This window comes from Rathayibacter sp. VKM Ac-2856 (assembly GCF_013205055.1).
Taxonomy (GTDB): Bacteria; Actinomycetota; Actinomycetes; order Actinomycetales; family Microbacteriaceae; genus Rathayibacter.
Genome location: NZ_JABMLF010000004.1, coordinates 171870 through 188700 on the forward strand (window position 1 = coordinate 171870; position 16831 = coordinate 188700).

Sequence of the window (16831 nt, forward strand, 5' to 3'; positions counted from 1 at the left end):
CGATGACTGACTTCGACGGGGGGAGACTTTCACTGGCGCGTCGCCTGGCTCGACTACCGAGAACGGCGCTGGCGCAGGAGGCGGGGGTCTCCGCATCGGCCATCACACAATTCGAGCGTGAACAGAACAACCCCACCCGGGCCGTTGCCGCAAAGCTCGCCCTGGCTCTTGGAGTGCCACTGGACTTTTTTGAAGAGGGTCTGCCTGTGCCACGAATTCCGGCTCAGAATGCTCACTTCCGCTCTCTACGATCTACGCCGGCTATCAGCCGTGATCGTGCGCTCGCTTTCGCGGAACTTGCGGCTGCGGTCGTCACCGTCCTTGAAGAGTACGTCGATTTTCCCGAGTTGAACATCGAGACGCATGTGGTCGACAGCACCGTCTCGAGCGCTGAGATCGCAAACATCACCAACGACGTTCGTCGGGCGCTGAAAATTGGGCCCGGCCCGATCAACCACGTCGTTCGAACGCTCGAGGCCGCCGGTGTTATTGTGCTTGCGATGCCGGAGAACGTCGACTCGCGAGAGGTTGACGCCTTCTCGACGGACACGGGGCAACGTCCCCTGGTACTCCTTTCGCCTGGGAAGAATGACCGAGCGCGGAGTCGATTTGATGCCGCGCATGAGCTCGGTCATCTCGTGATGCACCCGGACGTTGAGCCAGGATCAAAAATTGTCGAGGAACAAGCCCAGACCTTCGCCTCGCAATTTCTTGCACCTGACGATCAGCTCGTGCACGACTTGCCCATCAAACTCGATTGGAGCGCCCTGCTCGAGGCGAAGGCCAAATGGAAGATCAGCCTCCGTGCACTCGTTTTCAGGGCGCACCGTCTAGGCCTCTGGACCGACGCAGCCTACATGCGGGCGAACAAACAGCTCTCTCTAGAGGGCAACCCCGAACGCGGCAACCTAGGACCACGCGAGCAACCGGCCGCCCTCGGGCGGGCGATGGAAATGCTCGCCGACGCGGGTTACAGCGCCGAGTATCTCGCACGGGCAAGCCGACTGCCACTCTCGGCCCTAACGGAAGTAACGAAGGCTGGCAGCGAGACCCGACTCACTCTCGCCGCAGCTGACTACAGCCGTGGGTAGGTTCTTCGAGTAGGTGCCGTTGGTCGCTGGGGTCGACGGTGCTATTCCTAAACCGGGTTTAATTTGACTCGCTGAACGTTGCGCGGCTCGGAGAAGTCGTCTCGGGAGCGGATGCTCATGGTTCCCCTTCCGCGGAGTCACAGGTACATGTCCGGCTGCGGCGGCGGTGCAACATCCGTGTCGGCGGGAATCGGTCGGTCGGCGACCGCGGCGCCCGGGCGCGGCTCTCCGTGTCCGGGCAGGATCCATCGCGCCAGGATCTTCCGCAAGGGGCGGCCGCCGTTCCGCTGGGCGCGGACAGGGGTGCGCGGCCTGCATGCCGTCCGGTTCAGTGGAGGGATGCGCAGAGTCCTGGTCCTCGGTGGCAGCGGGTGGCTGGGGCGCCGCCTGGCGGAGCGGGCGGTCGCCGCGGGGGACGAGGTCACCTGCTTGGCGCGCGGCGAGGCGGGGGCGGTTCCGGACGGCGCGCGCCACGTCCGGGTCGACCGGCGCGACCGCGACGCGTACGGCGGGGTGCGCGGCGAGTGGGACGAGGTCGTCGAGCTCGCGCACGCGCCCGGGCTCGTCGGGCCGGCGCTCGACCGCCTCGCGTCGGCTGCGGCGCACTGGACGCTCGTCTCCTCCGTCTCGGTCTACGTCGACGTCACGCGGCCCGGCGCCGACGAGTCCGCCGCCCTGGTCGAGCCGGCGGACCCCGAGCAGTACGCCGACGCGAAGGTGCTGGCCGAGCGGGCCGCCGCCGACGCGCTCGGGGACCGTCTCCTCATCGCGCGGCCCGGCCTGATCGCGGGGCCCGGCGATCCGAGCGACCGCCTCGGCTACTGGCCGGCCCGCTTCGCCCGCGGCGGCACGGTCCTCGCCCCCGAGACGACGGGCCGCACCGTGCAGGCGATCGACGTCGACGACCTGGCGGGTCGGCTGCACGCGGCCGGGACCGCAGGAGCGACCGGGGCGGTCGACGCCGTCGGCCCGGTCGTCCCGCTGGGCGAGTTCCTCGCCGAGGCCGCCGCGCTCGCGGGCTTCTCCGGCCACGTCGTGCACGTCGACGACGAGACGCTGCTCGCGCACGACGTCCGCTACTGGGCGGGGCCGCGCTCGCTCCCGCTGTGGCTGCCCGCCGACGCGATCGGCTTCAGCAGCCGCAGCACCGGCTCGTTCCTGCGCGCGGGCGGGCGGCACCGGCCTTGGCAGGAGACGCTGCACCGCGTGCTCGACGACGAGCGCGCCCGCGGCATCGACCGGAGCCGCCGGTCCGGGCTCGACCCGCTCGCCGAGCAGGACGTCCTCGCCGCGCTCCGCTGATGGGCCGCGCCCTCATTCGCAGCAGAGCCGCGCCAAAACATTGACACGAGTAAACCCCTGTGTTCTGCTGGATCCGCCGCGCCGCAGATCGTCGTCGGCCGAAGGAGAAACCCATGACTTTCACGCTCGGAATCGTCGGTGCCGGCCAGTTCAGCCGCCACTTCGCCGACCTCTTCCACCGCCACCCCGGAGTCGGTGCGATCACCGTGACCGACGTCCTCGAGGGGCGCGCGGAGACGCTCGTCGAGTCGGAGGGGCTCGCCGGGACGCACGAGAGCTTCGAGGCGATGCTCGCCGATCCGGCGGTCGACGCCGTCGCCCTGTTCACGCAGCGCTGGACCCACGGTCCCCTCGTCGCCCGGGCGCTCCGGGCCGGCAAGCACGTCTACTCGGCCGTCCCGATGGCGAGCGACGCCGACGAGATCGCGGAGATCATCGACCTGGTCTCCTCGACCGGCCTGACCTACATGATGGGCGAGACCAGCCAGTACAACCCGGCCACGGTCTTCGCGCGGAAGAAGCACGAGGAGGGCGCCTTCGGCCGCGTCTTCTACCTCGAGGGCGACTACCTCCACGACATGGACCACGGCTTCTACGACGCCTACCGCTACAGCGGCGGCGACGACTGGAAGGCGACCGCCAGCTACCCGCCCATGTGGTACCCGACGCACTCGATCGGCGGCGTGCTGGGAGCCGTGCCGATGCACGCGACCAGCGTGAGCTGCACGGGCATGCGCGACCACCTCGACGACGGGGTCTTCGACACCGACGTGAGCATGTTCGACAACGACTTCTCCAACATGACGGCGCTGTTCGAGCTCGACGGCGGCGGGTCCATGCGCATCAACGAGTTCCGCCGGGTCGGCTACCCCTCCTTCCTCCGCGAGAGCCGCTTCCGCTTCTTCGGCACGACCGGCGTCTTCGAGCAGCTCGTGCAGACGAGCGTCTGGCAGACCGGCGAGGGCGTCGAGGACGTCACCGAGCAGCTCGCCACGACCGCGACGATGGCGGACGACGACCCGCGCCTCGAGAACGTCTCCCCCGCGCTGCGCGCCGCCTTCGTCAGCGGCCACGCGCCGGTGCACGAGGCGGAGGCCGCCCGCCTGCCGAGCGAGCTCGAGGGCGCGCCGAACGGGCACGAGGGCTCGCACCACCTCCTGGTGGACGACTTCGTCCGCGCCGTCTCGACCGGCACCCTGCCGACCGTCAACGCCTGGGTCGCCGCCCGCTACACCCTGCCCGGGCTCGTCGCGATGGAGTCGGCACGGCAGAACGGGGCGCGGCTGCCCATCCCCGACCACGGCGACGCCCCCGTCGCCGTCGGGGCGCCGCTCCCGGTGGCCGCGAAGCTCTGACGACTCCGAGGCTCCGAGCAGCGCGAGCCCGGACCCGCGGCGTCAGACCGCCGGGTCCGGGCTCGCGCTGACGAACGGCTCCAAGGCGTCGGCGCCATCCGGCCCGAGCCAGTCGTACTCCAGCACGTCCTCGCCCGCCGACCAGCGCGACGGCGTCGGCGAGTGCAGCCAGTCGAGCGGGGCGACGCCCCCGGGCGTGCCGCCGTCCAGCGCCAGCCGCAGCGCCGCCGCGAGATCGGCGTCCACAGCGTCGGTCCGCGTGGCGGGATCGACGGAGACGAACAGCGCGGTCCCGCTCCGGGCGATCAGATCGAGGAAGCGGCGGTTGAGCGCCCAGTCGGTGCCGGTCGTGCTGGGCACGCAGTCCGCGTCGAGGGTGAAGAACGCGTCGTGCTGCGCCAGCCGGAACGCCAGCGCGTTGACGCCGACGCGGCGCGTGCGGTCCCAGTCGAGGCCCGAGGTGTCGTCGCCGACCCGCTGGGCGTGCACCAGCCCGGCGGCGAGGTGCCCGACGACGTTGCAGCCCAGCACCATCGCGTCGCCGGCGGCCGCGCGCACCGTCGCGTAGAAGCGCACGAGCGCCTCGGCGGTGGTGACGGACGGATCGTGCAGCGCGGGCCCGGAGCCGGGCGCCGCGCCGAAGTCAGGACCCCACGCGCCGAGGAGGTCGTAGGTCGAGAAGTCGTGCTTGATCAGCTCGAAGCCCCAGCCGCTCAGGCGCGCCGTGTCCTCCTCGACGAGCTCGAGCACGGCGGGCGAGCTGGGGTCGAGAGCGAGGGCGCCGTCCCGCCGGGCGCGCACGCCCTCGATCGACCCGTCCCGCGTCAGCAGCGGACGGAACCAGACCCCCGGCCGCACGCCCTGGGCCCGCACGGCCTCCGCGGCCTCGGCCATGTCGGGGAAGCGATCGGGTCGACCCGCCCGCCAGGGGCCGGCCGAGGCCGCGAGGCCGTCGGCCGTCCCCGCTGAGCTCCAGCCGTCGTCGACGACTCCGAACGGGCGCACCGCGTGGTCGCCCACGAGGTCCGCGATCGTGCGCGCGTCGCGGACGACGGCGGCGAGGCCGAAGTCGCGCCCGTAGGCGTAGTACCAGTTGTTCGCCCCGACCAGGGGGCCGTTCGTCGTGAGCGGCGCCGGGCAGAGCCGCCGCAGGAGCGAGCGCTGGACGGCGAGCGCCCCCTCGCCGCCGGACACGGCGTGCACGACGGCCGCGGTCAGCGTCCGGTCGCCCGGGACGACCGCCGCGCCGCCGCTACGGAGGTCGAGGGTCAGGGTGACCCCGCGCCGGTCGACCTGCCAGAAGGCGAGCGACGCGCCGCCGACCTCGACGCCCCAGCCGTCGGTCGCGCCCGTGCGGGGGTGGTGCACGAGGGCCGTCCAGGGGAGGACCCGCTCGGCGCGGACGGCGCGCCACTCCAGCTCGCCGTAGGAGCGCTCCCAGGCGTCGCCGAGCACCAGGCCGTCCTCGGGGATCGTCGCGGACCACCGCAGCCGCACCCGCGACACGGCGGCGGCGGCGCCGACGTCGACCCGCAGACCGCCCGTGGCGGTCGCGCCGAGGCGGACGTCGACACCCGAGCCCGGGACGTCGACGAAGGCGCCGTCGGGCTCGATCTGCACGGCGATGCGTGCGGGATCCACGAGCGGAGTCGTCATCGGTGCCCTCTCTCCGGCCCGGCAGCACTGCTCGGGACCGTGCACGACTGTAGTCATGTCCGAACATTCACCCAAGTGTTGATTCCCTCCCGGTTACTCGTGTAGCTTCCTCTCCAGCACGCTCCCCCTCACCGCGGATCGGGCGCCTCACCACCTGCTCGGACAATGACGAAGGAGTCATCTCTTGCTGCTTTCACGACGCTCGAACGCGCGACGGACCGAGTGCGCACCGACCGGGTGCGCACGGACCGGGTGCGCACGATGACGGCTCTCCGCGAGGGGACCACCCGCCGCAGCGCCGACGCGGTCCGCCTCCGCCCGACGATGTCCACCGGCCGGCGCCGCGCCCGCCGCTCCGAGCTGCTCGTCGCGCTCGCCTTCATCCTCCCGGCCGCCGTCGGCTTCGGCGCGTTCTACGTCGTCCCGACGATCCGCGGGATCTACCTGAGCTTCACGGACTACAACCTGATGAGCGCGCCGTCGTACATCGGGTTCGACAACTACGTGCGCCTGGCGACGGACCCGCTGTTCTGGAACTCGGTCGGCGTCACCCTCGAGTACGTCCTGATCAACATCGTCGTCCAGACGGTCGTCGCGGTCGGCCTCGCCGTCCTGATGCACCGCCTCACCCAGTCCGTGGTGATCCGCGGGGCGATCCTGCTGCCCTTCCTGATCTCGAACGTCATCGCCGCGATGATCTGGTTCCTCCTGCTCGACTACCAGCTCGGCCTCGTCAACAGCGTCATCGAGAGCCTCGGGCTCACCCGCATCCCGTTCTTCGCCGACTCGAACTGGGCGATCCCCACGATCGCGCTCGTCAACGTCTGGCGGCACATGGGCTACACCGCGCTGCTGGTCTTCGCCGGCCTGCAGCTCATCCCGAGCTACGTCTACGAGGCCGCCGCGATCGACGGCTCGAGCGAGTGGCGCTCGTTCTGGAAGATCACCCTGCCGCTGCTGCGGCCGGTGCTCGCGCTGGTGCTCGTGGTCACCGTGACCGGCTCGTTCCAGGTCTTCGACACGGTCGCCGTCACCACCCGTGGCGGCCCGGTCAACGCCACGAGGGTCATGCAGTACTACATCTACCAGGTCGGCTTCGGCGAGAACGACTTCGGCTACGCCAGTGCGATCTCGGTCGTCCTCCTCGTCATCCTCGCCGGCGTCGCGCTGATCCAGCTCCGGCTGCTGCGCGCCGATCAGTCCGACCTCGCGTAAGGAACGCCGATGACCACTGCAGCTCCCGTCGCCCTCGATCCCGCCGCCGCCGCCTCCCCGGCGCCCGCTCCCCCGCGCACCCGCCCGGCCCGCCGACCCTCCCTCGGCCGCGTCGTCGCCTGGGCGGCGCTGATCCTCGCCCTCGTCGTCACCCTCTTCCCCTTCTTCTGGATGGTGCGCACCGCGTTCTCGACCGGGAACGCCCTCGCCACCGACACCACCTCGCTGCTGCCCGTCGACTTCACCTGGGGCGCCTTCGCCCGGGTCCTGGGCTTCTCCACCCAGGAGCAGGCCCTGGCCGAGGGCGGGTCCGGCGCCTCCGTGAACTTCTGGCTCTACCTGCGCAACTCGGTCGCCTACGCCACCCTGGTCACCGTCGGCCAGCTGCTCTTCTGCTCCCTCGCCGCCTACGCCTTCGCCCGGCTGCGCTGGCCCGGCCGCGACGCCGTCTTCTTCCTCTTCCTCACCGCGCTGATGGTCCCGCCGATCTTCACCGCCCTGCCCAACTTCGTCCTGATGCGCGACCTGGGGCTGCTGAACTCGTTCATCGGGCTCTCGCTGCCGACGCTGCTGATGACCCCCTTCGCCGTGTTCTTCCTCCGCCAGTTCTTCCTCGGCATCAGCCGCGAGATCGAGGAGGCGGCGGAGCTCGACGGCGCCGGCAAGCTGCGGATCTTCTTCCGCCTGATCGTGCCGATGAGCACGGCGCCGCTCGCGACGCTGGGCATCCTCACCTACATCAACACCTGGAACGACTACTTCTGGCCCCTGCTGGCCGGCAACACCGAGGAGAGCCGGGTCCTCACCGTCGCCCTCGGCGTCTTCCGCTCGCAGACCCCGGGCGGCAGCCCCGACTGGGCAGGGCTGATGGCCGCGACCCTCGTCGCCGCCGTCCCCGTCCTCCTCCTCTTCCTCGCCTTCGGTCGTCGCATCGTCGACTCCATCGGCTTCTCGGGCGTCAAGTGACGCCCCCTCCCCCGTCCCCGTCCCCTCTCCCCCACCTCCCTTCCCTCGCCCACCTCCCTTCCCTCGCCCACCTCCCTTCCCTCGCAATGAAGCAGCAGACAGGAACCAGCACCATGACCCGCATCCTCCGACGATCCGCCGCCGTCCTGGCCGGCACCACCGTCCTCACCCTCGGCCTCACCGGCTGCGTCGGCGGCTCCGGCGGCGCAGCGTCCGGCGGCGCCGACAGCGCCGACATCGACACCAGCTCCGCCTCCGGCACCATCGACTACTGGCTGTGGGACAACAACCAGAAGGCCGCCTACCAGCAGTGCGCGGACGACTTCACGGCCGCGAACCCCGACGTGAGCGTCACCATCTCGCAGTACTCCTGGGACGACTACTGGACCAAGCTCACCAACGGCTTCGTCGCCGGCACGGCCCCCGACGTGTTCACCGACCACCTCTCGAAGTTCGCGGACTTCGTGAACAACGGCCAGGTCGTCTCGCTCGACGGCGTCGTCGAGAAGGACGGCGTCGACGTCTCGCAGTACCAGAAGGGCCTCGCGGACCTCTGGGTCGGCGAGGACGGCGAGCGCTACGGGCTGCCGAAGGACTGGGACACCACCGCGATCTTCTACAACAAGACCCTCGTCGAGGACGGCGGCTACACCGCCGAGCAGATCGCCGGACTGGACTGGAACCCGGAGGACGGCGGCAGCTACGAGAAGGCCATCGCGCACCTCACCGTCGACGTCAACGGCGTCCGCGGCGACGAGGAGGGCTTCGACAAGAGCCGCGTCGCCGTCTACGGCCTGGGCCTCGACGGCCAGTCCGGCGGCGGCAACGGCCAGACGCAGTGGTCGATGTACGCCGGCACCACCGGCTGGACCTACACCGACAAGAACCCCTGGGGCACGAAGTACAACTACGACGACGAGCGCTTCCAGGCGACCATCGGCTGGATGGCGAAGGTCATCGACGAGGGCTACATGCCCTCCCTCGCGGCCGTCACCGGCAGCGACTCGACGCAGACCTTCGGCGCCGGCAAGTACGCGATGATCACCAACGGCTCGTGGAACATCAACTCGTTCTACGGCCTCAAGGACATCGAGGTCGGCACCGCCCCGACCCCGACCGGCCCCAACGGCTCGCGCGCCACGATGTTCAACGGCCTGGCCGACTCCATCTGGTCCGGCTCCGACAACAAGGCCGCCTCGGCCAAGTGGGTCGAGTACATGGCCTCCGCCGACTGCCAGGACGTCATCGGCGCCGCCGGTGTCGTCTTCCCGGCCATCCCCTCGGGCTCGGACGCGGCCCAGGCCGCCTTCGCGGAGCGCGGGATCGACGTGACGGCCTTCACCGGCCAGGTCGACGAGGGGACCACGTTCCTCTTCCCGATCTCGGACAACGCCGCGAAGATCAACGGCATCATGGTGCCGGCCGTCGACGCGGTGTTCGAGGGACAGGCCGACCCGTCGTCGCTGTCCTCGGCCAACGATCAGGTCAACGCGCTGTTCCAGTAGGCCGTCGGCCAGACTGGCGGAGAGGGGCGATCGTGACCCCCTCTCCGCCAGTCGTCGCTCTACTCGAGGAGGCACCCCGTGCCGGACATCACCACCCCGCGCAAGCGCCCGACCCGCAACGACGTCGCGGAGCGGGCGCAGGTGAGCTCGGCCGTCGTCAGCTACGTGATGACGGGGGCCAAGCACGTCACTCCCGAGACGGCGAAGCGCGTGCGGACCGCGATGGAGGAGCTCGGCTACCGGCCGAACTCCACCGCTCGCGCCCTGCGCACCGGCCGGACGCACACCCTCGCGCTCATCGTCGCCGACGTGAGCAACCCGTTCTTCTCGGAGTACGCCCTCCAGCTCGAGACCGCGGCCACCGAGCGGGGCTACGCGCTGCTCATCGCGAACTCGCACGAGAGCCTCGAGACGGAGGTGCGGCTCCTCGACGAGATCTCGCAGCGCGGGGTCGACGGCGTGATGCTCTCGAGCGTCCGGCACGCGAGCGACCGCTCCTCCCTGGACGCGATCCCCGTCCCCGTGATGTGGATCGACGCGTTCCACCCGGCCGACGGCGCCGCCAGCGTCGGGGTCGACATCCGGCACAGCGCGCGGACGGTGGTCCGGCACCTCGCCGAGGTGCACGGCTGCCGCTCCGTCGGCCTCGTCATCGGCGCGAGCTCGCAGGACACCACCGATCCGCGCGTGCTCGGCTGGGCGGAGGCGATCGAGGAGATCGGCCTCGAGCCCGGACCGGTGGTCACCACGACCTGGACGCGCGAGGGCGGGATCGAGGCGGCGCGGATGCTCCTGGACACCCCGAACCGGCCGGATGCCGTCTTCGCCGGCTCGGACCTCCTCGGCATCGGCGTCCTCCGGGGCGCGGCCGATCTCGGGCTCCGGGTCCCCGAGGATCTCCGGATCATCTCCTACGACGGCACCGCGGAGTCCGCGTTCAGCGTGCCGCGCCTCACCACCTTCAAGCAGCCGGTCCGCGAGATGGCCCGCGCCGCGATCGACACCATCATCGACTTCACGCCCGAGAAGGCGCGCCACACGCTGTTCCGCGGGGAGCTGCTCCTCCGGGAGTCCTGCGGCTGCAGACCGCTCGCGCCCTGATCGGGCAGAACAGCTCGGACGGGTCCGCCCCGATCCGGGCAGAACAGGAACCACCGTGACACTCGCCACCCCCTCGACCGGAGTCGTCCTCCGCTCCGCCGGAGTCGCCCTCGTGCTGGACCTCAGCGACTCCCGGCTGCCGATGGTCGCGCACTGGGGCGCGGACTGCGGACCGCTGGATCGGGCGGCGTTCGACGCGCTGGTGCTCTCGGGCACCGCGCCGGTCGGCCCGAACGACATCGACGAGCCGATCCGCCCGGCGCTGCTCCTCGAGCACTCCACCGGCTGGACCGGCCGGCCCGGCCTCAGCGGCTCCCGCGCGGGGGCGGCCTGGTCACCGTCCTTCCGCACGACGGCGCTCGAGCTCGACGGCGCCGAGCTGCCGGCCGGAGTCGTCGCGGACTCCGGCGCGGGCACCCTCGTCGTCCGCGCCCGGGACGACGCAGCGGAGCTCGGACTCGAGATCGTGATCGTCCTCGACCCCTCCGGAGTGCTGCGGATGCGCGCGGCGCTCACCAATCTCGGCGGCGACGGCTACCAGGTGGACGAGCTGCTGCTCAGCCTGCCCACCCCGCCCGCGGCGAGCGAGATCCTCGACTTCGCCGGCCGCTGGGGCAAGGAGCGCGTGCCGCAGCGCTCGGCCGTCACCATCGGCGCGCACCGCCGCGAGGGCCGGCACGGTCGGACGGGCGCGGACGCCGCGACCCTGCTCAGCGTCGGCGAGCCCGGCTTCGGCTTCGCCCGCGGCGAGGTCTGGGGCGTGCACACCGCCTGGTCCGGCAACCACGTGCACCAGGTCGAGCGCGTCCACACCGGCGTGCAGACCCTCGGCGGCGGCGAGCTGCTGCTGCCCGGCGAGGTCCGCCTCGCCCACGGCGAGACCTACACCGGGCCGTGGATCCACGCCGTCTACGGCGACGGACTCGACGAGGTGGCGCGGCGCTTCCACCGGCAGCTCCGCGCCCGGCCGGGCCACCCGCACTCGGCGCGCCCCGTCACGATCAACGTCTGGGAGGCCGTCTACTTCGACCACGACCTCGGCGCCCTCGTCGAGCTGGCCGACCGCGCCGCCGACCTCGGCATCGAGCGCTTCGTGCTCGACGACGGCTGGTTCGGCAGCCGCCGGGACGACCACTCCGGGCTCGGCGACTGGACCGTCTCCGACGACGTCTGGCCGGACGGCCTGCACCCCCTGGTCGACCACGTGCGCTCCCTCGGCCTGCAGTTCGGGCTCTGGTTCGAGCCCGAGATGGTCAACCCGGACTCGGACCTCGCCCGGGCGCACCCCGAGTGGATACTCTCGACCGGCGACCGGATGCCCCCGGAGTCGCGCTGGCAGCAGGTCCTGGATCTCGGCGATCCGGACTGCTTCGCGCACATCCGCGACGCGATCCTCGCGATCCTCGACGAGTACGACATCGGCTACATCAAGTGGGACCACAACCGCGACCTGACCGACGCGGGCCGGCGACCGGACGGAGCGCCGGGCGTGCACCGGCAGACGCTCGCGGTCTACCGGCTGATGGACGAGATCCGCGCCCTGCACCCGGAGCTCGAGATCGAGTCCTGCTCCTCGGGCGGAGCGCGCGTGGACCTCGAGATCCTGGAGCGGACCGACCGCGTCTGGGTCTCCGACAACATCGATCCGCTCGACCGCCAGCAGATGAACCGCTGGACCACCCAGCTGCTGCCGCCCGAGCTGATGGGCACCCACATCGCGTCGGGCGCCTCGCACACGACGGGCCGCGTGCACGACCTGTCCTTCCGCGCGGTGACGGCGCTGTTCGGCCACCTCGGCGTCGAGTGGGACCTGCGCGCGGCGAGCGACGAGGAGCTCGAGGAGCTGCGCCAGTGGATCGCCCTGCACAAGCGGCTCCGGCCGCTGCTGCACGGCGGCGACCTCGTCCGGCTGGACCACCCGGACGAGACGATCGCGGTGCACGGCGTCGTCGCTCCCGACCGCTCGGCGGCCGTCTTCGCGTACGTCTCCCTCGCCCGGGCCGGCGTCGTCTCGCCGGGGCGGGTCCGCCTGCCCGGGCTCGACCCCGAGTCGGTCTACCGGGTCGCCCCCGTCGTCGTCGGCGCGCGGGGCCTCGCGGTCCGGGACGCGATCTGGTGGCCGCAGGACGGCGAGGCCTTCGAGCTGTCCGGGGCCCTGCTCGGCCGGGCGGGACTCGTGCCGCCGCTGCTGCATCCGGAGCGGGGCGTGCTCTACGAGGTGACGTGGGTCGGGAGCGTGCGGCCGGCCGCGAGCTGAGGCGGGCTGGGCGGGGCTGGGCTCGGGAGGCGCGGGCCCAGGCGGGTGCGGGCGGGCTGGGCACGGGCGGGGTAGGTTCGCTGAGATGAACTCCTCGCGACGGGTCACTCGACGCGACGTCGCCCGCCTGGCCGGCGTCAGCGACGCCGTCGTGACGTACACGCTCACGGGGAAGGCGCCCGTCGCCGAGGCGACCGCGGCGCGCGTGCGGGCGGCGATCGCCGAGCTCGGCTACCGGCCGAACGCCACCGCGGCCGCCCTGCGCACCGGCACCTCGCGCACCATCGCGCTGCTCGCCCCGGTCGGCAGCGTGCGGGTGTTCACCAATCCGTTCTTCACCGAGCTGGCGAGCGCCGTCGAGGACGCGGCGCGCGCCCGCGAGCTCGATCTGCTCGTGGTCACGTCGATCCCGGACGCCGACGCCCTGCACGCCCGCCTCCGCGATCTCACGGCCCGGCAGATCGCCGGGGTGCTCCTCCTGGCGGGCGACCGCGTCGAGCGGAGCTCGATCGACGCGTACGGCGTCCCCTGGCTGCAGCTGAACAGCAGCGACGAGACGGCGGCGAACGGCGTCGGCGTGGACCTCGAGGCCGGCGCGGCGGCGGTGACCCGCCACCTCCTCGAGACGGGCCGGCGCCGGATCGCCTTCGTCGGCGACGTCGAGCGCGACGACAGCGGCCGGTTCGAGGCGCGCCGGCGCGGCTGGGAGGCGGCGTGCCTCGGCGCCGGCCTGCCCGCGGGTCCCGCGCTCCCCGCCGCCTACTCGCGGGAGGGCGGCTGGGCCGCCGGCCGCGTCCTCGCCGGGCTGTCGCCCCTGCCCGACGCCGTCTTCGCCGCCTCGGATCTGATCGGGATCGGCGTGCTCCGCGCGCTCCGGGACGCACAGCTCCGCGTGCCGGACGACGTCGCCGTCGCGAGCGTCGACGGCACCTGGGAGGGGGAGTACAGCGCGCCGCCGCTGACCTCGCTCCGCCAGCCCCTCGAGGAGCTGGCGACGGCCGCCCTCGACCGGCTGGTCGGCGGGGTCACGGGCTCGACGCTCCTGGAGGGGACGCTCGTCGTCCGAGCGTCCTCGGGCGGTCCGGCGAGCGCTGCGGCGAGCGCTCCGGAGGCGCCTCCGCGCTGAGCCGGTCTCGCAAGCCGCTCCGCAGCCGCGCTGGCCGACAGTCGTCGGCGACTCTGTTACGGCGAGCGTCGGCCGGCGTCGCGCCCGCCCGGGAGGCGCGCCATCATCATCAGCACGACGACGCAGACGCCTCCTCCGAGCGCTCCGCCCTCCCTCTCCCACCCCGCACCGGGCGCTCTCCGGCGCGCCCGCGCACCCCTCCCGGAAGGACCGACGCCATGATCCGCCTCGAGCAGCTCACCAAGGTCTACGGGCAGGGCGCCGACGCCGTGACCGTGCTCGACCGCCTCGACTTCTCCGTCGGCACCGGCGAGATCTTCGCCGTCGTCGGGCCGAGCGGCGCCGGCAAGAGCACCCTCGCCGCCTGCGTCAACCTGCTCGAGCGGCCCACCTCCGGCTCGGTCGTCGTCAACGGCGACGCGCTCTCGCAGCTGTCCGAGCAGGAGCTGCGGGTCGCCCGCCGCCGCATCGGCACCGTCTTCCAGTCCGACGGCCTCTTCAGCCGGCGCACCGCCGAGCAGAACGTCGCGCTCCCCCTCGAGTACCTCGGCGTCACCGCCGCCGAGACGAAGCGCCGCGTCGCGGAGCTGCTCGAGCGCGTCGGCCTCAGCGACCGCGCCCGCTACTACCCGCACCAGCTCTCCGGCGGCCAGCGCCAGCGCGTCGGGATCGCCCGCGCCCTCGCGCTGCGGCCCTCGGTCCTGCTCTCGGACGAGGCCACCTCGGGCCTGGACCCCGCCTCGACCACCGCGATCACCACGCTCCTGAAGGAGCTGCGCGACGACCTCGGCCTGTCGATCCTCTTCATCACGCACGAGATGGAGACGGTCCGCCAGGTCGCCGACTCCGTCGCGCGCCTCGATCACGGCCGCATCGTGGAGTCGGGACGCCTCGTCGATCTGCTGCGCGACGCCTCCTCGCCGCTCGGCCTCGCGCTGAACCCCGTCCGCCCGTCGGTGCTGCCCGCCGCCGGGCTGGACGAGTGGGTCGTCGGCTACTCCCGCGACGGAGTGCCGGCCGACTGGGTGACGCGGCTGTCCGACGCGGTCGGGCCGGTGGCCCTGCTCGGCGCGGCGATCGAGACGGTCGACGGCCGGGCCGTCGGGCACGCGACGATCGGCCTCGGTCCGGTCGACGAGCACCGGCTCGCGCAGGCGGCCGGGGGACTCGGGCTGTCGGTGCGGCGCGGCGCGGTCCGGTCGGACGCGCTCGTCGAGGAGGCGGCGGCATGAGCGCGCTGCTGGCCGGTTCCCTGCACCTGGACAACAAGGTCCCGATCGCCGACATCCCCGCGCTCGTGCTGCCCGCGCTCGGCGAGACGCTGATCATGGTCGGCATCGTGATGCTGATCGTCGTCCTCGTCGGCGTCCCGCTCGGCGCCGCCGTGCACAACCTCGCTCCGGGCGGGCTGTTCGAGAGCCGCGCCGCCCACCAGAGCCTCAGCTGGATCATCAGCATCGGCCGCTCGCTGCCGTTCCTCATCCTGATGGCGTCGATCATGCCGTTCACCCGGCTGATCACCGGCACCAACATCGGGATCGCGGCCGCCGTCGTGCCGATGTCGATCGCCGGCATCGCCTTCTTCACCCGCATCGTCGAGAACGCGCTGCGCAGCGTGCCGCTCGCGCTGACCCGGGTGGCCCGCGCCTCCGGAGCGTCGCGGCTGCAGGTGATCCGCACGGCCCAGCTGAGCGAGGCGGTGCCGCAGATCCTCGGCGGTCTCACCATCAACACCATCGCGATGATCGAGTACTCCGCCATCGCCGGCACGATCGGCGCCGGCGGCATCGGCTACGTCGCCGTGACCTACGGCTACCAGCGGTTCGACACCACCGTGATGCTCGCGACGATCGTCATCCTCGTCGCGACCGTCGCCCTCGTGCAGCTCACCGGCGACGCCCTGGTCCGCGCGACCACGCCGAGCGCCTCGCGCTCGCGCCGCACGCCGCGCGTCGCCGTCGCGGTCTAGCCGCACCTCCCCCCTGATCCCGCCCCGGGCCCTCCGCCCGGGCGTCCCTCCCGCGCGCCGCGCTCCGGCCCGCGACCGCTCGAAAGGCACTGCCATGTCCACTGAGAATCACGGCCCTGAGAACGTCGGCCCCGACAAGTCCGGCACCGGGAACCCCGGCACCGCCGGCACCGAGGACCTCGGCTTCACCCTGAAGAAGAAGCGCCGCTGGCCCTGGATCGCCGGTGCCGCCGTCGCCGTGGTCGGCATCGGCGCGGTCGTCGCCGTCCCGCTGCTCGCGCCCGCCGTCTCCGCGAACGAGCAGGAGGGCGCGACCCTCTACGTCGCGACCGCCGAGGGCAACGCGTCGGAGCAGGCGCTGGTCCAGTTCGTGGCGGACGAGGTCGCGCCGCGCTACGGCATCACCGTCGCCTTCAAGGGACTCTCGGACAGCAACACGATCAACCGCGCCGTGAGCGAGGGCGAGGTCGCCGCGACGGTGTACCAGCACAAGCTCTGGCTCGGCCAGGTGCTCGAGGCCAACCCCGACTTCGAGGAGGAGGCGGCGACCCCCGTCTTCCGCTGGGGCTTCGGCCTCTGGAGCGACAAGTACGGCGACGTCTCCGAGATCCCCGACGGCGGCACGATCTCGCTCTACTCCGACCCGGCGAACGAGGCCCAGGGCCTCTGGCTGCTGCAGTCGGCCGGCCTGATCACGCTGAAGGAGGGGACGGAGCCGGGCACCGCGACCCAGGACGACATCGCGTCCAACCCGAAGAACCTGAAGTTCACGCTGCTCGACTTCGCCGCCCAGTCGCGCGCGCTGCCGGACCTCGACGCGGCCGTCGGCTACACCGAGTACTACCTCGCCGCCGGCATCCCGATCGAGAAGCAGATCTTCGCGCCGCAGGCCCCCGACGACTTCGCCGGCCAGCTCACCATCGGCTCGAAGTACAAGGACACCCCCAACATCGAGAAGCTGGTCGCCGCCTTCCAGGACCCGGCGGTGCAGGAGTTCCTCGCCACCGACGAGACGGTGAAGGGCATCCTGCTGCCGATCGAGGGCTGACCCGCGGCGGGCGGCGGCGGTCCTGCGGCGCCGCGGCCTCGGTGCGCCGCAGAACATCAGCCGAGAGCCCCCCTCATCCCCCATCAGCGATGAGACCGCCTCCCAGCTGATGTGCTGCGCGGCCTCCTCGCCGCCGCCCTCCCGCCTCCCCACCTCCGGCACGCGAAACCACCCCCGGCACGCCGAAACCGACCGATCCGGCGAGCCCGACTCGGAATCACGAGCCGAACATCCCCCCAT

Annotated in this window: 13 protein-coding genes; 12 read left to right on the forward strand and 1 reads right to left on the reverse strand. The window is 72.1% G+C overall.

Translation table 11 applies throughout. The features are described 5' to 3' along the window. The first annotated feature begins 2 nt into the window (after positions 1–2). From HQQ82_RS13790 to HQQ82_RS13800, 3 genes are all read left to right on the forward strand, one after another. Positions 3–1091, forward strand: coding sequence for an ImmA/IrrE family metallo-endopeptidase (locus tag HQQ82_RS13790; protein ID WP_254071523.1), 1089 nt, complete (start codon positions 3–5; stop codon positions 1089–1091). 339 nt (positions 1092–1430) lie between these two features. Beyond that, positions 1431–2393, forward strand: a complete 963-nt coding sequence (locus tag HQQ82_RS13795; RefSeq protein WP_173234161.1) for an NAD-dependent epimerase/dehydratase family protein — start codon at positions 1431–1433, stop codon at positions 2391–2393. A 113-nt stretch (positions 2394–2506) separates the two neighbouring features. Then, positions 2507–3748 carry a Gfo/Idh/MocA family protein gene (locus HQQ82_RS13800; RefSeq protein ID WP_173234163.1) on the forward strand — a complete coding sequence of 414 codons (1242 nt, stop codon included), beginning with the start codon at positions 2507–2509 and terminating at the stop codon, positions 3746–3748. A 42-nt stretch (positions 3749–3790) separates the two neighbouring features. On the opposite strand, the gene HQQ82_RS13805 is transcribed toward HQQ82_RS13800, so the two are convergent. Then, the gene (locus tag HQQ82_RS13805) at positions 3791–5404 is read right to left on the reverse strand and encodes a hypothetical protein (protein WP_216848609.1); all 1614 of its coding nucleotides are present in this window, start codon (positions 5402–5404) and stop codon (positions 3791–3793) included. 324 nt (positions 5405–5728) lie between these two features. Here HQQ82_RS13805 and HQQ82_RS13810 point away from each other — a divergent pair, with 324 nt between their 5' ends. The 9 genes from HQQ82_RS13810 (at position 5729) to HQQ82_RS13850 (ending at position 16591) form a co-directional block, all read left to right on the forward strand. Then, positions 5729–6619 (forward strand): carbohydrate ABC transporter permease, encoded by an 891-nt coding sequence (locus HQQ82_RS13810; RefSeq protein WP_173234670.1) that lies wholly within the window; start codon positions 5729–5731, stop codon positions 6617–6619. 9 nt (positions 6620–6628) lie between these two features. Further along, complete coding sequence (locus HQQ82_RS13815; RefSeq protein ID WP_173234165.1) at positions 6629–7585, forward strand: carbohydrate ABC transporter permease; 957 nt, start codon at positions 6629–6631, stop codon at positions 7583–7585. A gap of 113 nt (positions 7586–7698) precedes the next feature. Further along, positions 7699–9090: a sugar ABC transporter substrate-binding protein gene (locus HQQ82_RS13820; RefSeq protein WP_173234167.1), complete on the forward strand. Its 1392-nt coding sequence runs from the start codon at positions 7699–7701 to the stop codon at positions 9088–9090. Between the two features lie 78 nt (positions 9091–9168). After that, positions 9169–10191 (forward strand): LacI family DNA-binding transcriptional regulator, encoded by a 1023-nt coding sequence (locus tag HQQ82_RS13825; protein WP_173234169.1) that lies wholly within the window; start codon positions 9169–9171, stop codon positions 10189–10191. A gap of 55 nt (positions 10192–10246) precedes the next feature. After that, on the forward strand, positions 10247–12448 hold the full coding sequence (locus HQQ82_RS13830; RefSeq protein WP_367947954.1) for an alpha-galactosidase: 2202 nt from the start codon (positions 10247–10249) through the stop codon (positions 12446–12448). Positions 12449–12533: 85 nt separating this feature from the next. Continuing rightward, positions 12534–13574 (forward strand): LacI family DNA-binding transcriptional regulator, encoded by a 1041-nt coding sequence (locus tag HQQ82_RS13835; RefSeq protein ID WP_173234171.1) that lies wholly within the window; start codon positions 12534–12536, stop codon positions 13572–13574. A 218-nt stretch (positions 13575–13792) separates the two neighbouring features. Further along, a complete protein-coding gene (locus HQQ82_RS13840) occupies positions 13793–14806 on the forward strand; it encodes a methionine ABC transporter ATP-binding protein (RefSeq protein ID WP_173234179.1) in 1014 nt (337 codons plus the stop codon). Continuing rightward, the gene (locus HQQ82_RS13845) at positions 14803–15543 is read left to right on the forward strand and encodes a methionine ABC transporter permease (protein WP_173234182.1); all 741 of its coding nucleotides are present in this window, start codon (positions 14803–14805) and stop codon (positions 15541–15543) included. Before HQQ82_RS13840 ends, HQQ82_RS13845 begins: the two co-directional genes overlap by 4 nt. Before the next feature lie 94 nt (positions 15544–15637). Then, a complete protein-coding gene (locus tag HQQ82_RS13850; protein WP_173234184.1) occupies positions 15638–16591 on the forward strand; it encodes a MetQ/NlpA family ABC transporter substrate-binding protein in 954 nt (317 codons plus the stop codon). The last annotated feature ends 240 nt before the right edge of the window (positions 16592–16831 follow it).

Bases quoted from the DNA above. Each gene is read 5' to 3' on its own strand.
- HQQ82_RS13835 (WP_173234171.1), top strand. From the start codon at position 12,534: ATGAACTCCTCGCGACGGGTCACTCGACGCGACGTCGCCCGCCTGGCC.
- HQQ82_RS13815 (WP_173234165.1), top strand. From the start codon at position 6,629: ATGACCACTGCAGCTCCCGTCGCCCTCGATCCCGCCGCCGCCGCCTCC.
- HQQ82_RS13795 (WP_173234161.1), top strand. From the start codon at position 1,431: ATGCGCAGAGTCCTGGTCCTCGGTGGCAGCGGGTGGCTGGGGCGCCGC.
- HQQ82_RS13790 (WP_254071523.1), top strand. From the start codon at position 3: ATGACTGACTTCGACGGGGGGAGACTTTCACTGGCGCGTCGCCTGGCT.
- HQQ82_RS13805 (WP_216848609.1), bottom strand. From the start codon at position 5,404: ATGACGACTCCGCTCGTGGATCCCGCACGCATCGCCGTGCAGATCGAG.
- HQQ82_RS13810 (WP_173234670.1), top strand. From the start codon at position 5,729: ATGTCCACCGGCCGGCGCCGCGCCCGCCGCTCCGAGCTGCTCGTCGCG.
- HQQ82_RS13845 (WP_173234182.1), top strand. From the start codon at position 14,803: ATGAGCGCGCTGCTGGCCGGTTCCCTGCACCTGGACAACAAGGTCCCG.
- HQQ82_RS13800 (WP_173234163.1), top strand. From the start codon at position 2,507: ATGACTTTCACGCTCGGAATCGTCGGTGCCGGCCAGTTCAGCCGCCAC.
- HQQ82_RS13820 (WP_173234167.1), top strand. From the start codon at position 7,699: ATGACCCGCATCCTCCGACGATCCGCCGCCGTCCTGGCCGGCACCACC.
- HQQ82_RS13850 (WP_173234184.1), top strand. From the start codon at position 15,638: ATGTCCACTGAGAATCACGGCCCTGAGAACGTCGGCCCCGACAAGTCC.
- HQQ82_RS13840 (WP_173234179.1), top strand. From the start codon at position 13,793: ATGATCCGCCTCGAGCAGCTCACCAAGGTCTACGGGCAGGGCGCCGAC.